This is a genomic window from Burkholderia sp. BE17 (genome assembly GCF_009362305.1).
In the GTDB taxonomy this organism is placed as follows: Bacteria; Pseudomonadota; Gammaproteobacteria; order Burkholderiales; family Burkholderiaceae; genus Burkholderia; species Burkholderia pyrrocinia_C.
The window spans coordinates 71,882-95,510 of sequence record NZ_WHNU01000005.1; the positions used below are offsets into that span (position 1 = coordinate 71,882).

The window sequence follows — 23,629 nt, forward strand, 5'->3', positions numbered from 1 at the left end:
GATCCGGACCGCGCCGAATCTTTCAGGTCTCACCGATACCGCGACCTTGCTCGTGGCCCGGCGTTTTCGCTATCTCGCGCGACTGATCGACGTGTTGCTTCTGCTCGTGGCTGTCATGCTTCATCTGCACGTTCTGCCCGATGTGGACGTTGCCACTCAGTTCGTCTTTCGCGAATCTCACCGCGTCCGTTCGTCCCGTCTGCACAACGACATGCTTGTCGGAGACGTCGACGACCTTTCCCTGGACGACAATATCGCGACCGAGACTCGACGATTCGGTGATTCGGAGCCCGGCGGGCAACCGCCCGACCTGCTCCGGGGAGGGGGCAGAAGTCAGAACAGCTTGTCGGCTACCTTCTGCCGTGCTGCTTCGTTCTCGTGCATCTCCTTGATGCCTTTCATGCCCTGCTGGATCCAGCTCGTGGCGATCTCGCGGTGGGAGTCCGACGGCTTGTCGGTAGGCGTCTTCATCGATTCGTCCGAACTCACGTTGGTCTTCGACACGTTGCCGGAGTCGTTTTTGGATGTGCTCATAATTCCCTTCCGATTTCAGTACGTCGACATTTTCGAATCCCTGCAGCTGTACCGGATTTGCCCGGTCTCGGACGTCAACCACGTCGAGCAGCAGATTCTGACCAAAGAAATTGTGTAACTGCTCGAGCGACTCCGGCAAGTTCCCGACGATGTTGGCGATCGTCGCAATGCTCGAGCCGCGTCCTTCCTCATAGAAGCGCTGCAGGGTGTTGTCGAGCGCGTTCTCTACACGGGCGTGTACTACGATGATATGCGCCCGATAGCCGGCATCAAGCACCTTCTGAATCTTGTCGCGGCTGGTCTCGAAATTCGACATCTGGCCCTCAAAGACCATCACCGCGTCCTTCGGCAGCTCACCGGACTTAAGGACCATCGAGGTTTTCCCCGCCCCAGGCGACCCCGTCAAGCAATACACGGTATCACGCCCGCTCACACGCGGTGCCGCAAGATTTTCCGCAAACAGCGCGGAGGACAGGACAGCCGCAGCGTTGTGGACCGGGTTGTTGTAGCGATTGCGAGACTCTCGAGACGCGCTGAATTCCGCAAACGTTTCCTTGAACAAATCTGCGGCTACATAACGACCGTCAAACGACCGTGAATCATTCCGATACGCATCGATGAGCTTCTTGGGATCGGTCTTGGCTGCCTCGATCGCGCGATCCTGAACGCCGCGCCGATCTGGTTCGTCGAAATTGACGTACCGGATATTCTCTAATCTCATCCTCTCACCCCGGCTGAATTGTTTTTCTCTCAGCTCGTCCGGCATCGCGCCGATGCGCTGAGTACATTTCGATATCCGTCGTCGTTGCACCCGCACCCGAAACGCTAGCGGCCGCCGTCTTTGGCGGATAGATCCGGCTCGAATAGGCCGATTTCCCAGTTGCCACCGAGCAACGCGGGCAGATGCATCACGGTGCGAATTAAATTATACTCATCATCGGCCATGACACAACTTAATATCCATCTCAGGCCGACACGGGGAAAACATGAGGATCGACCAACGCACATCCACGATCTCGAGGTACCGCACGCCGATGCTTCTCGGCGTCGCCGCCACCCTCCAGATCCTGGATTGGCACAGCACGCTGGCCACCGCGCATACTCGCGGCGAAGCAAACAAGATGGTCAACTGGCTCGCCCAATGGATGAGCCTCGGGTGCATCGTATCCGTCATCAAGCTGACCTGCCTCACGATGCTCGCGGCCGGTTTCCTCTACTGGCGCAAGCACAAAGGTCTCTACGAACTCGAGTTCGCCCTTTGTCTGAGCGTCGTGATCGTCGTGTACAGCGGGGTTGTATTCAACAACTACTATGCCTAACATCAAAATGCCGTTTTTGATGTTTTGATGTTTCGCGAAGCACCGCTCCCACCGACTCGACCGACTGAATTCCTCTCGAAGGCGTGCGGGACATAGGTTTGTCAGGCCGCTCCAGCTCCGTTCGGTATCATTTCGCTATCTAGCGACTGGAGCAGGGCATGAAGACTATTTATGAAACGGATTTGAAGCAAGCCGCGACCGCAGGAACGATTAAGGACTTCATCATCGAGGAGGTTGAGACCGGGTACATCCTTCTCGCGCTTTTTAACCGGTCGAACGTCGAGCACATCCTCTTTACGCAGCGCGGGCGCGCGCGGACCTGGGTCAATGTGAACTCGCTGATTGAATTTATCGTGCAGTACAAACCCGAGCTGCCGGAGGTGCGCATACGCCTCATGAGGCGCTCCAACGATCAATAGAGGATTCATGCGTCGCCTTGCCAAAGTCACCCTCAGCCTCATCTGCGCCGGCTACGCCGCTCTGGCCCACGCCGGCTTCCCCGAAGAGCTTGTCAAGCGTTTCCCCGCCGCGCAGGGTGCGAAGGTCGAGCGCGCATTCCCCGGCTTCTGGTCTGTCGCAAAGGGCGGCGACGTCTTCTTCGTTCGGGACGATCTTTCGATCCTCATTTCCGGCGAGGTCGTTGACCTCAATCAGCACCGGTCCCTCACCCAATCGATTCGCGACGCAAACCCGCCACGCATCGACGTCGCCCAATTGAATCTGCACGACGCGATCAAATTCGGCAGCGGCTCGCGACGCCTCTACATCTTCTCCGACCCGGACTGCCCGTACTGCCGCAAACTGGAAGGCACGCTCACGAAGCTGACCGACGTCACCATCTATATCTTCCCGTTCCCGCTCGCCGGCCATCCGAACGCTGCAGAAGTGTCGGAAGGGATCTGGTGCCAGAAGGACCGTGCCGCGGCATGGAAGGCTTACCAAGACCTCACGCTCGTTACACGTGAGCCGCAGCTGCTAACGGCGTGGCAGGACTACCTGGCCAAGCACAAGCAGTCGGCACAGCCCACCTGCGACAACCCGATCGCACGCAATCTCGAATTCGGACGACAGTGGAACATCGCCGGCACGCCGGCACTGGTTTTCGAGGACGGCACGCTGATTCCGGGCCTTGTACCCGCACCGCGGCTCGAGGCGCAACTCGCAAAATCGCACGCCAACCTGACGGCCTCGAAATAACCGGCATCTGCTTTTTCTGTCGGTTTGCGTTACCCCAACGCGACGCAACCACGAGGGTTCGACAGCACGTGGCGTAGGGCGGTAGCCATATAGGAGATTTTGCATGTTAGGGATGGGGATTATTCCAGCCACGCTGATCGCGGGCGCGGCCGCGGTCTGGCTGGGAGTGCCAAGTCTGGTAGTGCTGGTCGTGTGCGCGTTGACGATCGCCATCGCCGCGATTGCGGTTTCAGGTGACTCACGCACCTATGAGATTGCCTGCGCGCTCATAGGCGCAACCTTGACCAAGGTCTTCGTCTTTGAGAACCCTCTTGTGCCTTACATTCTGCATGTAAATGCTTCAGCACTGTCTTCCTTCTCGGACTGGCTTATTGGAGGCATTGCCGCGATTTCGATCCCTCTATCTGGCTGGTATGGAATCTATAGGCCGCTGAACAGGCACACCCGCTTGAACTTGTTTGGGGGAAGTGTCCGAAAATTGCTCGTGACCTTCGCCGCATGGTTGGCGGTGTCAGGCGCACTGTATGCACACTTCAGTGGCCGTGATCTGGTGGCCGCGCTCGTAGCCGTTATTGCTCTTGCATTGTTCATCATGAGCTTTCGAGTGCGTTCGGAAACCGAGACGAGTGCGTAGAAAATCCTCGTCAAAAACCATGGAAACGCCGGCCACGCTGGCGCAAAAGACCAGGTTGCAACGCAACGCGAAATATCGAAATCAACCACGAAAGCGGATACCCGAAATAACATGTTCTGCCGATTCTTGACTTGGCTGGCTCAGCGCGGCCGGCATACGACGCTCCATGTCGCTGTTATAACGCTGTTGTCGACCGCGGGCTTCATCATGTTCACCGCCGGCGACCTCGGACCGATGGCGCCGCTTGTGATCGCCATTGCTTTCTATCTGATCTTCGCCGCAGTGGCCGCCGAGCTGGCCCTCGCGGGAGCGGCCGTGATCCGGAACCTTGCGCGTCGGGCACTACGTCGTGCTGCATGATGGTCCGCATTTTTTCTCTACTTTTAGTACTACTACTCGTATGCACTGGAGCGCACGCCGATCTAAACGCGTGTTTTGAGAACGCGGCACATCGCAGGAACCTTAACGTCGATCTGCTCCGCGCGATCGGTCATGTCGAGTCGCGGTACCGGCCTTGGGTAACAAATGCGAAATCCGGCGCGATTGGCGTAATGCAGATCATGCCGTTTCACCTCACGTGGCTGCGCAAATACGGGATCGAGCGGGGCGATCTGCTGGACGGGTGCACCAACATCAACGTCGGCGCGTTCTTGCTCGCCGATTTCGTCCGCATGTACGGGAGCACGTGGCGCGCCGTCGGCGCATACGGCGCGGGCATCGCCCCGAACAAGGAGCGCGCCCGCATCGAGTACGCGCGTTTGGTGCGCGCGTCGTTCGAACGCATAACTCGGGGCGGACCGACACCAATCCCGACAACGCCTGACCACCGCAGCAACCCGCCTGCAGCCCCTCCTAGACCGACACTGGTAGTGGACAAATGACCCGACTATTCAGATTACCCGCTGTACTCGTCCTCGCCGCGCTGACGTTGAGCGCGAACGCCGAAGACCTCGGAACGAAAGCGCAAACCTACGCGCTCGACCGCGATGCCGCTGACCAGATCAAAGACGTCATGCGCAGGAAGCAGCAATCTGGCGAGCTTGACGCCTTCTGGAAGACCTATCGCGACAAGACGATCGCCAGCATCAAGAATCCGCCGCCTCTCGGCATCGCGACCAACTATTCTGCCCGCACCGAACTGCACACGCTGCGGTTCGTGGTCCCCCAGGACTACCGTGATCAGAACGGCAAGGTCGTTGTGCGTCGAGGGACGGTCGTCGAACCGCTGAAGGTCATGCCCCTTACGAGCGGGCTGCTGTTCATCGATGGCAACGATCCGCGCCAGGTCGAATACGCAGTCCGTCGGAGCCAGAACGAGCCGATGAAGATCGTGCTGACCGCCGGATCCCCGTACTCGATGCGGCTCAGGTATGCAAACCAACCCTGGCACGGTGGCACCGGCGTTCCTTTCTACTTGGACCAGCGAAAGATGATCATCAATACGCTCGGCAGGCTCTACGGCATTCAGATCAATAGCGTTCCCGCAGCTGTATACCAGCAGGGCGACAAGCTCGCGGTCCAGTTCGGCATGGGAGGTACAAATTGAAGCGTTTCATGCGCCTTTGGGCAGCTGCTGTATTCGCGTTCGGCCTCGCCGGCGGCAGTCAGGCCCAGTCCATATGCAACGGTAGCTTCCCGAACCTGATCACCGACATCTGCTACGACTGCATCTTCCCGATCTCGATCATGGGCGGGTTCATCAATATGGGGGTATCGGGCGACGACTACGACACGGGAGCGAGTCACTTCCCGGTCTGCGTCTGCGCGAACAACCTCGCAGTCGGCACGCCCGTTTCGTTCTGGGAGCCGCGTTACATGGTCGACACCACGACGAAGCCCGGTTGCATGCCGCTGCTCGGTGGCATCGATATCAAGACCCCGTATAACGCGGCCGAATACGGGGCTGAGACCTACACCACGGCGCCGATCGGGGGAAAGCGCAAGGCCGCGTTCATGCATGTCAACGAGTACGTCAATCCCGTGATGTCGGCCCTTGGCGTCGTCGTGAACAACCCGTGCCTCGACAATCGCTCCTTTGACGTGCCGTTCATGAGTTGGGCCGATCCAACATGGAACGACGATGCGCTGTCACTGATGCTCACCCCTTATGCCTATCCGTTTGCTGGCATCCCCAGCATTGCGGCGGAGCTGCCTGACGCGATTTCCGCGACATTCGGATTTCCGATGGAGATGCTGTTCTGGGTAGCGGGGGCCTGGGGCCCGATGTACCCGTTGAACGGCAACGTCGCGATCGCTAACACCCCCGAACAGGTCTCCCACCTGATGATCGCGCGACTGTTCGCGAAACTCCACGCGGCCGGGGCAGCGCAGGCGACAGCCGGCAACGACGCCCTGCAGTCCTGCGGCGCGCTCGGCGTGCCGCAGCTCGTCATGGACAAGCGCCAGTACAAAACCAATCGCGTCTTTCCCTTCCCCGACAACATGTGCACGCCAATCGGCCGCCCACTTGCCTTCCAAGAGATGGGGGCTGCTCGCCCGCAAGACAAGGAATACGGCTACTTCGTCTTCCAGCGTAAAGACTGCTGCGCGACCAAGACCATTCAGTAACAAAGGCCATCATGAAACGAATACTCATCGCTGTCGCGTTCTGCCTCGGAAACTCAGCCCTTGCCGAGCCGACGCTCGTCGAAACGATGGCGGCTCCTTGGAACACCTTCATCTTCGTTTCCACCCGAATGCCGGCCCAGTCGGTAATCGAGCTCGCGCGGGAAGCGAGTCAGGCAAAGGCCGTGATCGTTCTAACCGGATTTGGTGGGAGCGACGGCACGCTGACCGGTACTCAGCAATATGCCGCCCAGATCAACGCTGTGTGTTGTGCGAAGCAGCCCGCGCGCTGGATCGTCGATCCGGTCTTGACACGACGCTACCGGGTAGCCGCGGCACCGACGTTCGTTGTCGCCCACGGTAGCAGCGAGAACCCGGGCGAGTACTCGAAAGTCGCGGGCGAAATGAGCCTCGCGCAAGCTCTGAAGTTCTTTGCGCAGACATCGAGTTTGCAGTCCGCACGCGACTATTCCGCGAGGATGTACTACTCCGCCTACGGCAGCAAATATTAATTGTGATCCGTGTTTGTACTGATTAGAATTAATGTATGAAAAAACCTATCACCGAATTCGTGGTCGCGATTTTGGTCTCGACGCCGGTGTTCGCGGTGCCGCCGACGAACGGGGTGGCGTTCACGACGCATGGCCCGTATGAGTCGGGGGCTGCCGTCATCGATTCTCCGCAGGGAGGGGACTACGTGTACTCGAGCCGAGATACCGTCGACGGTCGCCAGTCGCAACGCTTCATGTTGGGACAGGCACCGCGGCAGAACTACGACCTCTTCAGTGAAAAGGAGGAGGCCGCACTTTGGAACACCCGCGAGGCGATGTTGGCGCCCAAGCGCGCGGCGTCGACCCGGCGCGCGGGCCATCACGCCCAGCGCCATGTTGGATTGGCGCTGAACTGGCCGAAGGTGATTGTGGTAGGCGAGAAGACATGTGTCCCTTCGTCCGGGTTCGCCTCGTCGGTCGACTGGCAAAAGCATCTTGTTTGCTGGGACAAGGGGGCACGTCGTGTCGAATAAATTCCGCATTCCGAAGTACGGCGGCTCGGATAGCGCCTTTCTAGGTGTCCAGTTCAGAGACACGTACATCCTGATTGTCGCCGTGCTAGCAGCGTTGATTCTCGGTCACTTCTATGGGACTTGGGCCTACCTTGGAATTCCCTACGCCGGATACCGCGCGAACAAGAAGTACATCGAGTGGCGCGGCCAGAAACTTGACGGATTCGTGCGCGCGTTCCTGTTCCGGTTCGGGCTCAGAGGATACGGCAAGGGCTTCAAGTCTCAGCGGACCCTGTTTATCGGTGACGCAACCATCATCAACCCCGGCTCCAACCGGCTGATCGAAAAGATTCGACCCGCCGACGCCAACGCAGAATAAAGCACCCATGGATCTTCCAAATCGCGAGCGGTCCGTCGCAGACCTGCGGCGAGACAACCGGCGCTTGACGCTGAGCAATGCATGTACCGCTGTTGTTGCGTTGCTATTGGCCCTCAAAGTCGTTTTCCAGACCGTAATCATTCAGACCCAAGTCCCGGGGATGCCGGATGGGGCGCGAATCGAACGGAATGGCATGGACGTCGGCGCGATGCAAGCGTACGCCTTCGCCGTCACCAACGCGCTCGCATCGGTCAATCCCAGCAACGGTGAATCGACGAAGCGTTTCGTCCAACCGTTTCTGTCCCCAGCGGCCTATACCAAGGTCAGCCTGGCTATCGATCAAAAGATCGAGCTCCTGAAAGCTCAGCACGAGCTCGGCAGTTACTACTTCGTACTTAAGCGCTTTGAAGCAGACGAGAAGCTCGGCCGTGTGTTCGTCCAAGGCGAAGTACACACCGTCAACGCTGCGCGCGACACCGCAGAGCCCTGGGTCTTCGAATACCCGGTGCGGTTCAGTAACTATCGGATGACGATGGACGACGTCATCGCCTATTCCGGAGACAAAGCGCACAACTCCGAATGGATCAAAGCTCAACAGAAGAAGTGATGCCGATGAAAAACCGCTACCTTCCCGCCGCGTTGGCGATCTGCCTCGGATCCACCATTGCGCTGCCTGCACGCGCTGACGATGGACCGGCCGCAGTGGACTTCGGACAAGCCGCGTCCGCGCCGTCACAGTCGGGAGCGCCCGCCAAGAAGGCTCGTTCGCGCGTTCGCGCCAAGCACCATCGCGACGCGCTCAAGGTCGATCCAGCCATTGCAGTCAAAGCGACGCCGGCTAAAGAGATCGTGCTGCCCGGGGTGATGACGGTTCCAGGCGAGGGCATCGGAGTTCCGGATCCATCGCGCGTACAGAAGGTGTCGTGGACCAATACCGGAAACGTAACCGTCTATCTCAGCGCCGATGAACCGAACCGGATCTTGCTCCCGTTCAAGAATCCCTATGTCGTACGCACCAGCGACGTCGCCGCTGACAAGCGGGCGGAGAGCAACAACGTCTACGTCTACTGGGTCAATGCACCTGCGCAAGCCCGTCATCTCTACTTCGAACCGCCCGACGGCGGGTCGGCGCTCGGATTGGACATCGTCCCCAAGAACATCCCGTCGCAAACGATCATCGTGACCGACGACACCGGCATTGTTTCCGGCCGCCGTCCAAAGGTTTCCGGCGGTGGCGACTATACAACGCACGTTCAGGACCTGATGGAGGCGATCGCCCTCGGTAAGGCCCCAGACGGGTACTCACAAGTCGATGTCAAGTTGCCGCCGATCGCGATGAACGGCCTATCCGCGACAGTGGACACCCGGTACAGCGGTCGTGAGGGCGATATCTACGTCTACACCGTGCGCAATCCAACGCAGAACCGCGTGGTTCTCCGCGAAGAGGAATTCGACGGTCCTGAGGTCATCGCGGTTTCGATTTTCCCGAAGCCGGTGCTGCTCACGGGCGAGAAGACCCAGGTGATCGTAATGGCGCGCAAGCGTGAGGGGCAGTGATGGAAATTCGCATCAAATGGCTGGACGACCGGATTCAGGAATGGCGGGACATGGAACCCAAGTTCCGCTACCTGCTGATTTTTACGGCCACCTTCGGCACGGCGTTCATCCTCTACCAGCACTTCACGCGCGAACCGCGTCCTGCGGCGGCTACCCCGACTCTGCCAGGACAGGCGATACCTGCAGCGGCCGCAGTACCCGCCGCACCGGGACAACCGGTGCCCACTCCGCAAGGGTTCACAGCGGCCGTCGGGATCTTGCCGACTTCGCCGCGCAATCAGGGCCTCGAGGAGCTATCCGCGCAGGTTTCCGCGCTGACGCAAGTGGTCGGCGACATGAAAAAGTCGATGAACACCGGCAAGGCGGGCGGAAGCCCGAACGCCAGCGGTACTGCTCCGTCCTGGACGCCTGCGAGCGCAGCTGCCGCTGCATCTGCGCCGAGCGCCGGTGACGGGCAAGCGGCAAACTCGCTCGGCAAAGATCTCCCTGACGCGGTCAGCTTCGACCAGCCGGGTAGCCGAGCTGGTAAATCCGCGTCGAACCTATTGACTGCACCAATCGGAGATGGGGCAGGGGTTGCCGCACCTGTGCCGAGTACGCCCCCAGCACCGGCTCGTCCAACCCTCGTTGTCGATAAGCCGGCGCCGACGACCACGAGCGCCGCGGACCATCGGCCTGACCCGACGTTTCCGATCTACGCCGGGATTGAAGCGGTCATGCTGTCTGGCGTGAATGCTCGTCCGAGCGGTTCCTCGAGCGGTGCGGCTGGCAGCGTCACGGCCGCACTCGACGTCGGCGCGCCGTTCGTGTCGCGCGTGAAGGGGGCAACGATCATGCCGAACTCGTGGAAGTCCTCCGACTTGGAGAACTGCTTTGTCGGCGGGTCCGCCACAGCCGTCCTATCGGCAGAACGCGCCTACGCTATCTCGGACAAGATCAGCTGCATCTTCAAGAACGGCGAGATCTTCGAGGGCGATATCAAGGCCTATGCGCTCGACGTCGACGGCAACCTCGGCCTCGCCGGCAAGGTCGTGAACAAGCAAGGCGCGATGCTGATGCAGGCCGCACTCACGGGCGTGGCGGCCGGTCTGGGGTCTGCGCTCGCGCCGACGGCGGTCGCCGGCTACAACAACACCGGTGGGGGCGGCTCGACAGGCGCTTACACCTATCCGAGCCCCAGCTTTCTCCTTGGTACGTCAGTAGGTCAAGGCGTGAACAAGGCTGCGACCGAACTCTCGCAGTTCTACCTCAACTTCGCTAAAGAGGTGTTCCCGGTCATCGAGGTGACCGCGGGGACTCGCGTGACATGGATTCTCAAGCAAGCGCTCACCCTGAAACGAAAAACGCCGAACAAGGAAGGCTGATGAACCGACCAATCCGAAAAGCCGGCACGCTTGCGATGCCGGCGTGTGTCGTCCTGCTGCTCGCCGGCTGCTCATCGGCTTTCAACCCGATTGGCAGCAACACGTACGACTGCAACCGAAAGCAGGATCCGTCCAGCATTTTCTGCCACAGCTTCCGCGCAGTCGAAGCATCGACGAATGGGCCACTGCCCGATAGCCGATTCGATACCGAGCTCAAATTCAGCCAGTACGACAAGGCAACCGACATTGCGCCGCCAGCGCGGCCCGACATCGCCCGACCACCATTGCTGACGGGTTCGGGAGAACCAATTCGTCTCGGATCGGGCGGTATGGCGTCTCCCGGTTTAGCAGCCACCGACACCGTCCCGCAGGCCGATCTCCCGGTGCGGGCGGGCCCGGTGATTCAGCGCACCTGGATCAAGCGCTTCGTCGACGACAACGACATGCTCACCAGCAACCTCACCGTGTTTAAGGAAGTGGTCCCGTCCCGCTGGACCGGATTCGACGGTGGCAATCCCGCCGGCGCCGTGCGCGGCGCGTATCCGCATTTGGTTGCAGACCCTGCCGCCATGGCCTCGGGCGTTGCGGCCGCCGCTGCGAGTCCGCCCCAGCCGGCACCGTCCCCCTTGTCCAACAACGATTTCATTCAACCCGGCGGGCCACTGCCGGGCAGTGAAAACCCCGCTGGCACTCCAATGCCAACGTCTATGCCACAGTAAAAAGAGGAACCCTATGAAACAAGTTGCCATTTCGAACCTGCCCGCCAAGCCGACCTGGTCACCCAGACCGGCGATGGTGATGGTCCTCGCGATGGGCGCAATGCTCATCTCGATCGGTGCGCTGAACGGCGGTACTGCACTGACCGCGAGTGTGTGGGACACCATCCAGAACACCATCAAGGACATGCTGAACAGCACGTACGTGATGTTCGCCGTCCTGCTGACCCTGCTCGTCACGATCTGGCAGCTCGCGCATGGCCAGGGGTATCGGAACCTCACCGTCGTACTCGGCATTCTCGCCACCGCACTGGTCGGCCCGGCGCTCGTCACGACCGTGGCCACGGCGACCGGCCCGGCCTCGAGTACGCCGGATTCTGTCGTCGCTTTCGATCTCGCGCACTGAGCGCCGCAGCGATCCACCGTAAGTCCGAGGCGCACCTCCAGTAGGTGTGCCTCAACCCGCCGACGTAGATAGAGAGACTCACCTTGACAGTCACCACACAGAAAGTCCGGAGATCACCGGCGAGCAAAATGATCAATGTCGAGACGTATACGTCCGACACGAATCTTGTGGTCACCAAGGCACCCGGCGTCGAAAAGCCGTTTATCGGTGGGGTATACCGAATGAGTCCTCTCGCCGGCGGCGGAGGCGAATTCAGCACGGTCGTCCAGAACGTCTTCAAGGCTGTACCGGACGACTCCGTCATCCAGGTTAGTCTCCTCGTCCATCCCGACCATGATGCACCCGTGGCCTTCCGCAAGGGAAAGAACTACGGTGGTCACGTGATTCAGGATCTCATTCGACGGCAGGGAGACCTGTACGAGCGCGCGCTGAAATCGCCCGAGCTCGCCGATCTACCGATGATCAACAATCGGACGGTCTATATTTCCCTTGCGGTCCCTCATCGTAAAGTCGATAAGGATGCTCTGGAACAGTCTGAAAGTCTTCAGGGAGAATTTTTCACGAACCTTCGGGATTGCGGGTTTTACGACGCAAAGCAAATCAACGCGAGCGAGCTCGTCTCCGTCTACCGGCAATTCGCGAACATCTACGAGCCCGCACAGGCTCCTGTGCTCGACCAAACAATCGACATCCGCTATCAGATGTTCGGGCCGGATCAGACGTTCAATTTCAGCGACCCACGGGTCGGCGTGATCAATGAGAATACCCACTGCAGCGTTGTAACGGTCAAGAGCTATCCTGAGGATCCTTTCCACGGGATCATGAATCTTGTGAGCGGCGCGCCGTTCAACAAGGGTAGCGTGCGTGAAGGCGGCGGCCAACGGATCGAGGGACCGTACATTCTCACCACTACGGTCCGAGTCGCAAACCAGCGCAAGGAATGGACGCGCATCGAAAGCGCAATACGCTCGCGTAAAACTGTCCAGCCGTTGCCCGTCAAGCTCGGTGTCGAGGACTCGCCTCGTGTCCTCTCAGACCTCGAGGAGCTGAAGAAGCAGTGTGCAGAAGACGGCACGAAGTTCGTGTACGTCTCCACCAACGCATTCCTGTTCGGTCGAAAACGCGACGAAGCAGTACGGGCGGCGGCATCGGTGAAGGGCACGTTCGACAAGCTCGGCTTCGATGGTCGAACGGTTGTCGGGACGGGTCTCGTGCGTCTCGCGCAGGCCATGCCGCTGAACTTCTCAAGCACCATTGCGAACGATCTCGCTGGCGAAGCGGTGATGGCAAGCTCCGCCGTCGGATCGCTACTTCCCGTCTATGGCGACTACCTCGGGAATGTGAATCGTGACTTTCCGGTCACCGGAATGGCCTATCAGACTCGCCGCGGATCGATGCACTACTTCGATCCTTTCGTCAGTGATTCTAACTTTAATGGAGTTGTGGCAGCGGCGCCGGGGTCCGGGAAATCATTCAATCTGCAGTACATGATTGAGTGTGACCTCGCACAGGGCGCTAACGTTGTTCTGATGGATAACGGCCGTAGCGGCAAGAAGCTGGCGGTAGCCGTCGGCGGTGAATACAACGAGTTTGGTGGCGCAAAGGGGTGGCGCCCATCGTTGCAGCCTTTTACCAACCTGACCGACGACGAATTCGACGAGCAGCAGGAAACCATCACATCGCTCCACATGTTGATGGCATACGACGATGAAGCACCAGATCCCGCAGCGCGAATCGCCGTCAGCGAAGCGGTAAAAGCTGCGTGGGCCAAAAAGGGGCGCGACGCAGAAGTCTCGACCGTTATCGACTGTCTGCAAGTGATCGTGGATTCGGCAATCGAAAACACGATCAAGAACCAGGTCCATACCGCCGCTGCCAACCTGATTCCCCGGCTCAAGGCATTCGTCGAATCACCGACTCGCGGGCCGTACTTCCGCGGTCCCTGCACGCTTAACCCGAAGGCCCAGTTCACTGTCTTCGAGCTGGCAGGCCTTGGCGACGACAACCACCTCAAGCGCGTGGTCCTGTTCTGTTGCGTGAATGTCCTGATCTCGCGCATCAAGACATTCACCGGGCGCAAGCGGATCTACGTGGACGAAGCCCACGACCTGTTCGAAGTCGATTCCGCCGCCGATGCGTTCGAGGGGATCTATTTGAAGGGCCGAAAGGACGAGGTTTCCGTCTGGATCATTGTCCAGTCGCTCCTGAAGCTCTGGGGCACAAAGGCCGGCGCCGTGATCCTCCGCCAATCGGCATGGAAGGTCATCATGGCTCAGAAGAGCGAGGAGATCGACGCCGTAATCAAGGAAAAGGTCATAACCGCATTCGCCGACGATCCCTACTTCCACAAGCTGCTGCGAAGCGTCGAGTCCCGAAAACGATTCTGGAGCGAGATGTTGATCATGGGCGAAGCGACATACGAGGTCGTTCGCCTGTATGTCGACAAGTTCACTGCGACCTTGTTTGGCTCCGAAGGCGACGATCGGAACGAGGTGCTGCGGTTAATCGATGAAGGGATGGACGCGCTCGAGGCCGTCACGAAAGTGATGGGGGACAAAAAGGCGCGACGTCGTGAGTGGATGCGTAATTTCGTGGCTCTGTGTACCGACCACGATGGCCTGAGCATCAAAGAGATATTGAACGAACTGAAGGAGCTGCATCAATGAAGGGAATCTTGACGGGCGGCAAAGTTCCGTATTCCGTGCTCTGCTTGCTTTCCTTCGCGGTCTACTCGATCGGCTACAGAGCCGGCCACGAGACTGCAAAGCCCGCTCCCCGCGTCGCGATCGCAGAGAAGGGTGCCGTGGTACTCGAAGCGGCCCTGAACCATCCCACATCGACGCCCGCTCAATTGAAGGCACTGATCGCTGACCCGATCGCCGCCGTGCTGCGTCGCTACGACACACAAGGGTTCGTTGTCATCGACACGAGCCGCAATGATCAGGGCGACATGACGGTGGCGACGTTGCCTGCGCAGACCCTCGATATCACGAACGAGCTGCGCGCGGCCGTGCACCTTCCGCAGCAAATGGCGGTCGTACCGGACAGCGCGTCGTCCGTGCCAGCCGGATCCGGAACGCCGACGGGAGGCCAGCAATGACGCCTACGACAGAAGCGAGCCCGGACCTTGCACGTCCCGGCGAACGCGGCAAGTTCGCCGCGTTTTTTTTCGCAATGCTGATCCTCGTCTACTTCTTCTGGAGCGAACCTCCCATCTCGTTTGGGTTCGATCCGCAGAATCAGCGGTGTTTGCCGGACCTCCACCTCGCGCTGATGATCCACCGTCAGCCGAGCGACGTCCGAGATGGCGACCTGCTTTTCTGGCGTCCGCAAGGGGCGCTGGCGAGCTTCAAGGAGCGTTACATCCTGAAAATGGTCGCGGGCGTGCCTGGCGATCGAGTCACGATCCGCGACGGAAAGGTGACGATCAACGGCAAGGTTGTTGCAGAGGGATTTCCCCTAGCCCGCTACTACAAGCGTAGCGCCGTGGCGTTCGAACGTGACGAAGTGATTCCACCCGGGCAGTACTTCCTGATCGGTGTTCATCCCCAGTCGAACGACTCGCGTTACTGGGGCTATCTTGAAGCCAACAGGGTTGCAGGCTATGCGTATCGCCTTTTTTGACCTCTCTGCGAAGGGATTTTTCGTTCGCGGCCTGGGCCTCGTGTTGGCTGCAGTCGCGATGCAAGCTGCCGCTCAGACCGTAGCCACCGCACCCCGAGGGGATGCATACGGCGACGCATTTCTGGATTACCAACCGTATGTTGTACCCGCCGCTCCCGAGGCCGCGTCGATGCCGCCTCCGGCGCGTGCCGCAGCCGCACCTCAGCCCACTGCGCCGAAAGCCGGACCACAGAAGGTCGATGTCGCGTTTCTCCGCAAGGTCTACCCGATGCTCGAGGAGCGCGCGATCAATGATCCGACCGACGACAACATCGCCGCTTACATGTACACGAAGCGAATCATTCTGGACAAGGCACAACGCTTTTCCCAGGGCATCGGCCGCGTATTGCGTCAGGATCCGTTGCTCGACGAGAACAATCGGGTGCCGTACGCGTCAACCGGTGCGCTTTCTGTCCGAAACGCCGACTACCTTGCGCAGCAGAAGGCAGTCGAAGAACTCGCGCGGATCGGTGGGCTTGTTGCGTTCGTGGACAGCACCTGCCGGTTCTGCGCGATGCAGCTTCCTGTCCTCGACATGATGAAACGCGCCCACAACATCGAGTACCTCGTAGTTTCGCTCGACGGATCTCGGCCGAAGGGATTCAAGGGGCCGCTCGTCCCGGACAACGGCCTGTTCCGCAAGCTCGGTCTGAAGCTGACGCCGTCGATCGTATTTGTTCCGCGACCACGTGCGTACGCCGGCGCTACCGACCCGAATCAGTACCTCATCGTCGCGCAAGGCTTCTACGCGCTAGACGAACTCGTCAAGCAAGTCGCGTTCGCCGGCCATGACACGAAGCTGCTCAGCGCCGATGTGATGCGCGACCTCAACGTCTGGGACCGCGGCGTCGCAACAAACGACGACCTGAAGAGCCTCCGTCTTGACCCGAACAAGCCTGGCTCGTTCAAGGAGATCCTGCAACCGTATCTGCTTAAGCAGTACCAGAATTAAGGAGTCGCCCATGCGTATGAAAAATCTATTGGCGGCAGTGGTTCTCTCGCTGGCTCCGCTCGTCGCCCATGCCGGCATCCTGGCCGACCTCGGCTCAATGGTCATGGCAAACTCGACAGCGCCAGGCACGATGAGCACGAAGGATCGCGTCGGCGTATTCATGGGCGCGTTCACCATGCGCGCGCCGATCAAGGCGGTGAACCTCGTGACGTTCGACCCGCCACGGATCGACGCCGGTTGTGGCGGCATCGATCTGTACGGCGGATCGTTCAGTTTCATCAACAGTCAGCAGCTGATACAAATCTTTCGACAGGTCGCCGCGGACGCTGCGGGCCTCGCATTCAAGGCCGCGATCAAGGCGATATCGCCGTCGCTCGACGCGTTGATCACCGAGTTCCAGACGCTGCTGCAGAACCTGAACAATTTGGCCAAGAACTCGTGCCAGCTCGCCCATCTGATTGTCGACCCCGTCGACAAGGCCCTCTCCAACGCGGTGAACGGCGACGGCAACACGGGCGGTACCAACTCGAACATGTTCAGCGACGTCTTCGGCGGCCTCACCAGTTACCTGCAGCAGGCGAACTCGTATTTCAAGAACCAGTCAGCGAACAACCCGAAGAGCGGCAACTCGCTCGTCAAGACGGTTGTCTCTTCGGGTGCTTCGTCGATCATGGGCCTCGCGGGTCTGCCGAACGTCGACGGCAGCAGCGATAACCCCTCCGACCCGAACAGCCTCAACAACATGGTGCTGTACGCACTGATCGGCTACAACATCGACGCGGTCCCTTGCAACAGCCTGAACCAGGCCGGGCAGGGAGTCCAATCGTCGCAACCGGCGAACAACACCATCGGGCAGGTCACTTGCTCCGGCCCGGCATTGATGACGCTCGACGATCTCGTCAAGGGCGGCGGCAACGGGTCATTGCGCCCCGACATCCCGCTGCAGCTTTACCGATGCGTGAACCCTAACGGTAGCGTATTTGGCGGCGTCGACGCGCAGATCTGCACGCAGATGCAGGTGACAGCGTTCAGCTATCAAGGCATCGAAGGCTGGGTCAATACGATGCTGTTTGGGTCCGCGGACCCTGCGCTCTCGATTACCGGGAACTCGATCGTCGGGCAAATGAACAGTGTTGGTTCCACAACCTTCACCGCCCAGCAGGTCGCGTTCATGAAACAGGCCGGCGTGCCACTTGCCAGCTTGTTGTCCAAGTCGTCGAATCCGGCAACCCGTGTCGCGATCGCTCAACGCCTCGCCCCGCATATTGTCGATTGCGTCGCGTCGAAAATGGGAGAAGTCCTGTACAAGGGCGCAAACCTGATCCAGACGACCACGGGATTCGACCTGACCAGCGACCAGAAAGATCGCATCAAAATGCTGCGCACTGACTACCTCGCGAAGCAGACGGCCTGCAACAACAGCGACGCAATGCTCAAGATCGTTCTCGAGATCAACGAAGGTACGCGCTTCATCAATTCGAACATCAAGTAAGCGGGGAACTGATGGCTATTCCAACTCTGACCATCTATTCGGCAACCGCGGACCCAACAACGCTACGAGCCATTTTCAACAGCGTTGCAATGGTGTGCCAGAACAGTCTTTTCGTTTGGGGCTTCGCCGTCCTGGTCGCGATGTGGCGACTGTCTGCGTCGACCGCGTCGGCCGCATTGCGCACGGCATCTGGACAAGGCGGAGTCGTTCTTGGAAACGGTGCGCTCAGCACGATGATGCCGTTTATCCTCGCGACACTGTTGACGAACCCGATGGCGAAATCGACCATTCAGATCGAATCAACCGTCAACGGCAGCCTCACGCAGGTGGACAACGTTCCGCTCGCCATTTCGGCGATCCCGGTTGCCGGAAGCATTCTGTCGATGGAGCTCAACGACACGGTTGCGACCGCGTTCCAACTAGCCAGTGCGGAGTACCCGACAATCTCGGCAAGCGCGAATGGCTTTCTCAACCCATTGAAGTTGCTGCTGAGTGCCCGTACCGCGACGTCGCGCCTCATCGGGGTCGACTCCGAAGTCAAGACTGTGTTGGCCGCGTGTCTGGGACCCGACTCTGGCGTGAACTACGCAAATATCCAGAACCTGGTGATGAACGCCGGGAATACTGGTGCGACTAACGCCCAATCAATCGCGATCAATGGCATCAATCCGACCGCGATCGGCGCGCTGCTTTATCAGGCCTCGCTCAACGCAACGGGCAAGGTAAATGACCCTGGATTGGACGCGGTCAACATCCTCTCTTGCACGGATGCTGCGTATAAGGTTGCGGACGACATCACGAACGCCCTGAACTCTCTCGAGTTCCCTCGCGTGATTCAGGGGGCAGTGAACGGTCTAGACGCGCCTCGCCCTGGAGCGGATTACAGCTTCAACTCGATCGCGGCGCAGTACTACGCTGTCAGCCGCGCGAATACGCTCGGCGGTGTTTTTGCCGGTGGCACCGGTCAGGCGAATGCCGAGTTCATGAACCTGCTGTTTTCCGAGATGGTGCAGGGTGACCTCAATTGCTTGCGTGCGGCCGGCGACACGCTGGTCCAGTGCCAAGCTACAGTCCTGCAGGCCGCCGAGGTCGAACGCAACAATCTGCAGGCCGCCGCGAGCGAAGTCCCCGCAATGCGCTACGCTGGGGCCTTTGGCAACTACCTGCTTGCGTTGATCATCGGATTGGGCCCGGTCATCGTTATGTTCATGATGTTCGCCGGCATCGAAGCGGGGAAGTCGGTCAAGACCGCGGCGCACATCATCGCCTGGCCAATGCTCGTAAACAACGTCGGTGCCGAAATCGTCAACGGCATGCTCGCGATCGACATTGCGAATTTTCTGCAGGCACTTCGGCAGGGCGGATGGATCTCCCAGGCAACGACGCTGACCGCCTACAAGGAACTGAGCCTCCAGATCGGCGTAGGTTCGCACATCATGTCGAGCCTTCCCGTGCTGATGAGCATCATCTTCGGCCTCGGCGAATCCTCCGCGATGACAACCGTGGCGACGACGATCGCCCCTCGTTCGAAAGAAACGACGGACAACGTCGCGCCGGCGCCGCAGGCAACGCGCCCGATGTTCGAGGGGGGGCCCGTTGGCACTATCCGTCAGTTGGGCCATGGGGCTGGGAACCTCGCGATGACCGGTAGCGTCGACGCGGTTTCGACGAGCATGTCGTTCGGAAACATGGCTCGAGAAGCGAGCCGTGCGCTCACCGAGTCCGACGCGCGTAGTCGCACGATTAGCGCCGGCGAATCAAGCCTCGCCGACTTCCGGCGCGCGTTTTCAACCGGCGATTACAGTCGTGTCGGGATTGATCGGCAGGTCGGTCAGAGCTTGGCGGAGAACTTCAACAACGAACGCCGCGCCGGGCACGAGGAGCATTCGGGGAGCAACGTAACCGGCCTGCGCAGCAACGCGAACCGGTCGACTGTCGGCGGCGGTGTCAGCGCAAGCGCCAAACTCGGGAAGGGCTTCGGTGTTGGGGGTGGGGCGCATGCGGACACGAGCACTACGTCTGACGACGCGCTGCAAAGGAACGAAAGCCGCGGGGGATCCGACAACTACGCAGACTCCGTTGCGCTCACCAAGGCGCTCTCGAAAACAATGTCGGAGTACTCGAACACCAGCGCCGGCCGACAATCGTCGTCGGAACTGTCTCGCGCACTGTCCACGCAACGCTCGTATCAGCAGTCGCTATCGCAAGTGAGCTCGGTCACCGATGCAGCGACCCAGGGTGTGCGTGACAGCTCGAGCTTCGTGAACATGAGCGGGAAGATCGGTTCCGAAGAAATCGCGTGGCAGCAACGCGCCAACCCGGAATATGCGTCGTTTCAGGTCACGTCCGGCCGCCTGTTCGACGACAACCCCGCGACGCGCCGCTATCGGGAAACCGCCGCTGCGGATGCTGCGTCCGGGGCGACCGGTCGCATGGTCGGCGATCGCGCCGGTCAGGACGCGATCAACCGACACCGAGCTGCGGTCATGCTCGCGCAAGACCAAACCGCAAAGCCAGAGGACCGACTGGCCGCGTCCCGGTACCTGGCCGAGGAAGCGCGCGCAATGCAGCATATGCGCTTCGATCCAACAAATCCTGCCGCAATGAATATGAGCGTCCCGGCGCCGACCGACACAACGGGCGTCAAAGGGAGCGAGGTTGGCCACCTGGCACATCGAGCGCTCCCGGCACTGGCCGCAGGACGTCCGGTAAGCGGCGTAGCAACCACGCTGGACGGCACCGAGTCCACGTCAATGGTCGCTGCGACCACTGGTACCGCTGCCGGCCGCTCGGCGCGCGGCACACCCTCGAGCCTGAACGCCCCGAACGAAGCAACGGTGTCGACGATGCGGAGCACGTCGCCCAGCTTCGCCGCCAGTGCCGCGGCTTCTGCCGCTGGAGCCGCATCCGCTGTCGGCCGAGCCTCACGCGATAGCACGACGAACGCAACGGCTGCTGGCTCACCGGCCACGCCGGCAATGCGCGGTAGCGGTTCCGCTCCAGCAAACGCCGCGGCGTCGGCCGAGACGGCAGCTTCCGCGCCCACAGCAGGAGCAAACAGCACTGTGGGCCGAGCTCCGGTCGACGGCACGACGAGCGCAAAGAATACTGCCCCGTCGGCTACGCCGGCACTGCGCGGTAGCGGTTCCGCTCCAGCAAACGCCGCGGCGACGGCCGAGACGGCGGCTGCCGCGCCCACAGGAGCAAACAGCACTGTCGGCCGAGCTGCGGTCGACGGCACGACGAGCGCAACGAATACCGCCCCAACGGCCACGCCGGCACTGCGCGGCAGCGGTCCCACTCCCGCAAACGTTGCGCCGTCGGCCGAGACGGCAGCCGTCGCGCGCTCAGCGTCGTCGATTGCAAGCGCCGGCCCGCTTGCCGACCGATCCAGTGCAACGAGGCCCGATGCGCCGAGACCGCGCGGCAACGTCACGGCCGTCAGCGGTGCGGTCGCCAGCCCGACAAGCGGTATTGCGGGAACCACCAAGGGCACGGGTACTCCGGGCGCGAATGCGTCGCACGATCCGGCCGCTGGGAACTCAACGAGATCAGATGCGCAACGGAATGCGGAGCGCGCTGCAGCTGCGACTCGCGGCACGCCGACACCCCATCCCGGAGCGCGTCCGGCAGAATCACCACGCCCGCACCCACAACAACCAGCGCGGCCCGCTGGTGCTGAAGGCACTCCGGCGGCACACACGCGAAGCACCGTGCGGCAGCCGAACCAGGAACCGATCACGCCTCCGCCAGTACCAAATCAACCCGCGGGGTTTGCGCCGGATTTCGAGCGTGAGATCAACCAACGACTGGCCGATCGCCGGAAGCATGTTGAGAGCACCGTTCAATCTGCGGAGCAACAGGCGTCGGCCGCTGGACTGGATGCGAAGGGGCACGGAACAATGATCCGGACGGCAGCGAACGTCGGCGACAACATTGCCGATCTCGGTCGAACGGCAGGCTCTGGTTCCCGAACCGGTCTAGCCGGCCCAGCTCCCGAACCAAGCGGTCAGCGCGGTACCGATTCAAGCGGAAACCCGAATACGACACCCGAAAAGCGGGGTAATCGATAATCGAGCGAACCGGCTGTTCAGAAGCGAACAGCCTTTTCGATTTTATGGTAATCTGACTAAATGCCGATAATAAATTGGGGAATCAACATGGCACTCTTCAAGGAAATGGCGGCTAAATTCCTCGAGCTTCTCAAGCGCATTCCGATCGCCGAAGATGATGACGACGATTACGTGGGTCGCACCGATGTTGGTGGAGCCGGTGGCGATAGCCACAACGGCTTCGGTTTGGGGGGACGCGGGCCGGACAACGACTGGGGCATGAGCGGTCGTTCTGGCTGGTAGGGGAGTCCGCCGCACCAAGTCCGCTTCACTTCCCATCGTCCATAGGTGAAGGGCCAGTTTCGCATGCGAAATCTGGCCCTTGGCTTTTCTACTAGCTCACCAGTCGAAGTGCTCCTGCTTGGGTGGCGCCGGCACCGACTCTTCCGTAACCTTCCGTAACGCGCTCCGTACGGTCGCGGGTTTCACGTCGTACAAATCCGCGATCGACTCGATTGCCATCCCTGAGTCAAAGAGTCGCAGCCAAGTCTCTACCTTTTTCTCCTGCACGTCCTTGAGTGTCACGCCCAATGCCTTCCGAAGGCTCGCGTTCACATTGCGTTGGCCGCGCTTCTTTGCTTCTGGATAGGAGAAATTTCGCTTGCGATAGAGTGTAGAAAGTACCGAGTCGGGCTTCACCTCGTACATGGCGGCCACAGTTTCCAATTCCGTGCCTGACTCGAGCAACCGAATCCAGGTGTCGTAACGTGCCTCAACTACCTCTTCGCGGGAAACCCCGAGGGTCTTGCGGTACATGTAGACCTGCATGTGCTTCACGCCGATCGACTTTGCTATCTGGGTATCGGCGACGCCCTTGCTCAGACCCTTAGTAATAAGTTTTTTCTGTTCGTCCGTCAGCATAACCAGAGTGTCGTATGTTGCCGCGGGGCGGGAAGACGGCTAGATTACAAAAACATACTGTCGCGAACCGGCATGAATTACCGGCCATTCTCCCCGAGACTGTACACGGCGCACGCTTCTCAATAAAGGCACAAACCTTGCCCCCATGCGCCAAACGTTTGGCGGAATGCTCGGGGCAACACCCGTCCCCGGCGCGCAAACCGCCGATCTTACCCTGCAATGTGTTACAGCGGGTTGAACAAGTGTTAATAAATGTAATCCGTCTGACTTATCCGCCCGACCGGTGAATCACTTCGCCATCGAGATCAACCCGTTCACGAGTTGGCTGAATAGCGCAGCGTCTCCCGATGTGAACTCGGGCGTGACGATGTAGGTCCCAGCGACGGCGACAGCCGGCGTGTTGGTCACCTCAAGAAGCTTCTGACGCACGAGTGCCGCGCGAAGATCCTTCTCGAGAGCGCCCGCGTGCTGGGCGACAAGCTGTGGAACCGATACCGGTATATGGGCTGCTTGGCCGATCTTCTCGATACCGGCCCAATTTGAAGTCGATATCCCTCTGTCCTGTGCACCGATAAACGACGCTTCCATGAAATTATGGAGGTACGTTGGATAATACTTCTGCACAGCCAAAAAGCTTAGTGCGAATTGAATACCGTCCGCTTTATTAACAAGCGGGGTGAATAGAAACATCTTTTGACGTGGAAGCGTAGCCTCCAGATTATTGAAGAATTGAAAATAGTTTCGTGAAAACTGACAACTGGGCGAGAAGAAAACCCGGACTGTTTCCTCGTCTCCGGGGACTGGTTTGACCTGGAGGTAGGGTTTGAGCTGTTCCATGCCCGCCGGTACCTGGGCCCACGCGGCGGTCAGAACGC

The 23,629-nt window shown here is 60.0% G+C and carries 26 protein-coding genes; 23 read left to right on the forward strand and 3 right to left on the reverse strand.

Annotated features, from left to right (window positions below; genetic code table 11):
- Positions 1-22 precede the first annotated feature (22 nt).
- Complete coding sequence (locus GD429_RS06710) at positions 23-1,300, reverse strand: zeta toxin family protein (protein ID WP_227791564.1); 1,278 nt, start codon at positions 1,298-1,300, stop codon at positions 23-25.
- Positions 1,301-1,520: 220 nt separating this feature from the next.
- Here GD429_RS06710 and GD429_RS06720 point away from each other — a divergent pair, with 220 nt between their 5' ends.
- The 23 genes from GD429_RS06720 (at position 1,521) to GD429_RS06830 (ending at position 22,136) form a co-directional block, all read left to right on the forward strand.
- Complete coding sequence (locus GD429_RS06720; RefSeq protein ID WP_152856239.1) at positions 1,521-1,853, forward strand: DUF5658 family protein; 333 nt, start codon at positions 1,521-1,523, stop codon at positions 1,851-1,853.
- Positions 1,854-2,011: 158 nt separating this feature from the next.
- A complete protein-coding gene (locus tag GD429_RS06725; RefSeq protein WP_152856240.1) occupies positions 2,012-2,272 on the forward strand; it encodes a hypothetical protein in 261 nt (86 codons plus the stop codon).
- A gap of 7 nt (positions 2,273-2,279) precedes the next feature.
- Positions 2,280-3,050, forward strand: coding sequence for a DsbC family protein (locus GD429_RS06730; RefSeq protein WP_152856241.1), 771 nt, complete (start codon positions 2,280-2,282; stop codon positions 3,048-3,050).
- Between the two features lie 103 nt (positions 3,051-3,153).
- The gene (locus tag GD429_RS06735) at positions 3,154-3,684 is read left to right on the forward strand and encodes a hypothetical protein (RefSeq protein WP_152856242.1); all 531 of its coding nucleotides are present in this window, start codon (positions 3,154-3,156) and stop codon (positions 3,682-3,684) included.
- 111 nt (positions 3,685-3,795) lie between these two features.
- Positions 3,796-4,044: a hypothetical protein gene (locus tag GD429_RS06740; protein ID WP_152856243.1), complete on the forward strand. Its 249-nt coding sequence runs from the start codon at positions 3,796-3,798 to the stop codon at positions 4,042-4,044.
- Positions 4,044-4,565: a lytic transglycosylase domain-containing protein gene (locus GD429_RS06745; protein ID WP_152856344.1), complete on the forward strand. Its 522-nt coding sequence runs from the start codon at positions 4,044-4,046 to the stop codon at positions 4,563-4,565. The genes GD429_RS06740 and GD429_RS06745 overlap by 1 nt, the downstream gene beginning before the upstream one ends.
- Complete coding sequence (locus GD429_RS06750) at positions 4,562-5,230, forward strand: conjugal transfer protein (RefSeq protein WP_152856244.1); 669 nt, start codon at positions 4,562-4,564, stop codon at positions 5,228-5,230. Before GD429_RS06745 ends, GD429_RS06750 begins: the two co-directional genes overlap by 4 nt.
- A complete protein-coding gene (locus GD429_RS06755; RefSeq protein WP_227791565.1) occupies positions 5,227-6,252 on the forward strand; it encodes a TraU family protein in 1,026 nt (341 codons plus the stop codon). The genes GD429_RS06750 and GD429_RS06755 overlap by 4 nt, the downstream gene beginning before the upstream one ends.
- Before the next feature lie 11 nt (positions 6,253-6,263).
- On the forward strand, positions 6,264-6,761 hold the full coding sequence (locus tag GD429_RS06760; RefSeq protein WP_152856245.1) for a TrbC family F-type conjugative pilus assembly protein: 498 nt from the start codon (positions 6,264-6,266) through the stop codon (positions 6,759-6,761).
- A gap of 35 nt (positions 6,762-6,796) precedes the next feature.
- The gene (locus GD429_RS06765) at positions 6,797-7,273 is read left to right on the forward strand and encodes a hypothetical protein (protein ID WP_152856246.1); all 477 of its coding nucleotides are present in this window, start codon (positions 6,797-6,799) and stop codon (positions 7,271-7,273) included.
- The gene (locus GD429_RS06770) at positions 7,263-7,631 is read left to right on the forward strand and encodes a hypothetical protein (protein ID WP_227791566.1); all 369 of its coding nucleotides are present in this window, start codon (positions 7,263-7,265) and stop codon (positions 7,629-7,631) included. The genes GD429_RS06765 and GD429_RS06770 overlap by 11 nt, the downstream gene beginning before the upstream one ends.
- 7 nt (positions 7,632-7,638) lie before the next feature.
- Positions 7,639-8,238 (forward strand): TraE/TraK family type IV conjugative transfer system protein, encoded by a 600-nt coding sequence (locus GD429_RS06775; protein WP_124759546.1) that lies wholly within the window; start codon positions 7,639-7,641, stop codon positions 8,236-8,238.
- 5 nt (positions 8,239-8,243) lie between these two features.
- Entirely contained in the window at positions 8,244-9,188 is a 945-nt protein-coding gene (locus tag GD429_RS06780; protein ID WP_227791567.1) for a TraK domain-containing protein, read from the forward strand.
- Positions 9,188-10,552, forward strand: coding sequence for a TraB/VirB10 family protein (locus tag GD429_RS06785; RefSeq protein WP_152856249.1), 1,365 nt, complete (start codon positions 9,188-9,190; stop codon positions 10,550-10,552). Before GD429_RS06780 ends, GD429_RS06785 begins: the two co-directional genes overlap by 1 nt.
- A complete protein-coding gene (locus GD429_RS06790; protein WP_193727068.1) occupies positions 10,552-11,271 on the forward strand; it encodes a TraV family lipoprotein in 720 nt (239 codons plus the stop codon). Before GD429_RS06785 ends, GD429_RS06790 begins: the two co-directional genes overlap by 1 nt.
- 13 nt (positions 11,272-11,284) lie before the next feature.
- A complete protein-coding gene (locus GD429_RS06795; protein WP_152856251.1) occupies positions 11,285-11,674 on the forward strand; it encodes a hypothetical protein in 390 nt (129 codons plus the stop codon).
- Positions 11,675-11,802: 128 nt separating this feature from the next.
- Positions 11,803-14,340 carry a TraC family protein gene (locus GD429_RS06800; protein ID WP_227791568.1) on the forward strand — a complete coding sequence of 846 codons (2,538 nt, stop codon included), beginning with the start codon at positions 11,803-11,805 and terminating at the stop codon, positions 14,338-14,340.
- A complete protein-coding gene (locus GD429_RS06805) occupies positions 14,337-14,774 on the forward strand; it encodes a hypothetical protein (protein ID WP_152856253.1) in 438 nt (145 codons plus the stop codon). Before GD429_RS06800 ends, GD429_RS06805 begins: the two co-directional genes overlap by 4 nt.
- Positions 14,771-15,298 (forward strand): signal peptidase I, encoded by a 528-nt coding sequence (gene lepB, locus GD429_RS06810; RefSeq protein ID WP_152856254.1) that lies wholly within the window; start codon positions 14,771-14,773, stop codon positions 15,296-15,298. Before GD429_RS06805 ends, lepB begins: the two co-directional genes overlap by 4 nt.
- Positions 15,279-16,289: a conjugal transfer protein TraF gene (gene traF / locus GD429_RS06815; RefSeq protein ID WP_152856255.1), complete on the forward strand. Its 1,011-nt coding sequence runs from the start codon at positions 15,279-15,281 to the stop codon at positions 16,287-16,289. Before lepB ends, traF begins: the two co-directional genes overlap by 20 nt.
- Before the next feature lie 10 nt (positions 16,290-16,299).
- The gene (locus GD429_RS06820; RefSeq protein WP_152856256.1) at positions 16,300-17,781 is read left to right on the forward strand and encodes a conjugal transfer protein TraH; all 1,482 of its coding nucleotides are present in this window, start codon (positions 16,300-16,302) and stop codon (positions 17,779-17,781) included.
- 11 nt (positions 17,782-17,792) lie between these two features.
- On the forward strand, positions 17,793-21,854 hold the full coding sequence (locus tag GD429_RS06825; RefSeq protein ID WP_227791569.1) for a conjugal transfer protein TraG N-terminal domain-containing protein: 4,062 nt from the start codon (positions 17,793-17,795) through the stop codon (positions 21,852-21,854).
- 87 nt (positions 21,855-21,941) lie between these two features.
- Positions 21,942-22,136 (forward strand): hypothetical protein, encoded by a 195-nt coding sequence (locus GD429_RS06830; RefSeq protein WP_152856257.1) that lies wholly within the window; start codon positions 21,942-21,944, stop codon positions 22,134-22,136.
- A 96-nt stretch (positions 22,137-22,232) separates the two neighbouring features.
- Here GD429_RS06830 and GD429_RS06835 read toward each other — a convergent pair whose 3' ends face one another.
- Positions 22,233-22,754 (reverse strand): hypothetical protein, encoded by a 522-nt coding sequence (locus GD429_RS06835; protein ID WP_038785562.1) that lies wholly within the window; start codon positions 22,752-22,754, stop codon positions 22,233-22,235.
- 288 nt (positions 22,755-23,042) lie between these two features.
- Complete coding sequence (locus tag GD429_RS40940; protein WP_227791570.1) at positions 23,043-23,591, reverse strand: thiol-disulfide isomerase; 549 nt, start codon at positions 23,589-23,591, stop codon at positions 23,043-23,045.
- Positions 23,592-23,629: the final 38 nt, after the last annotated feature.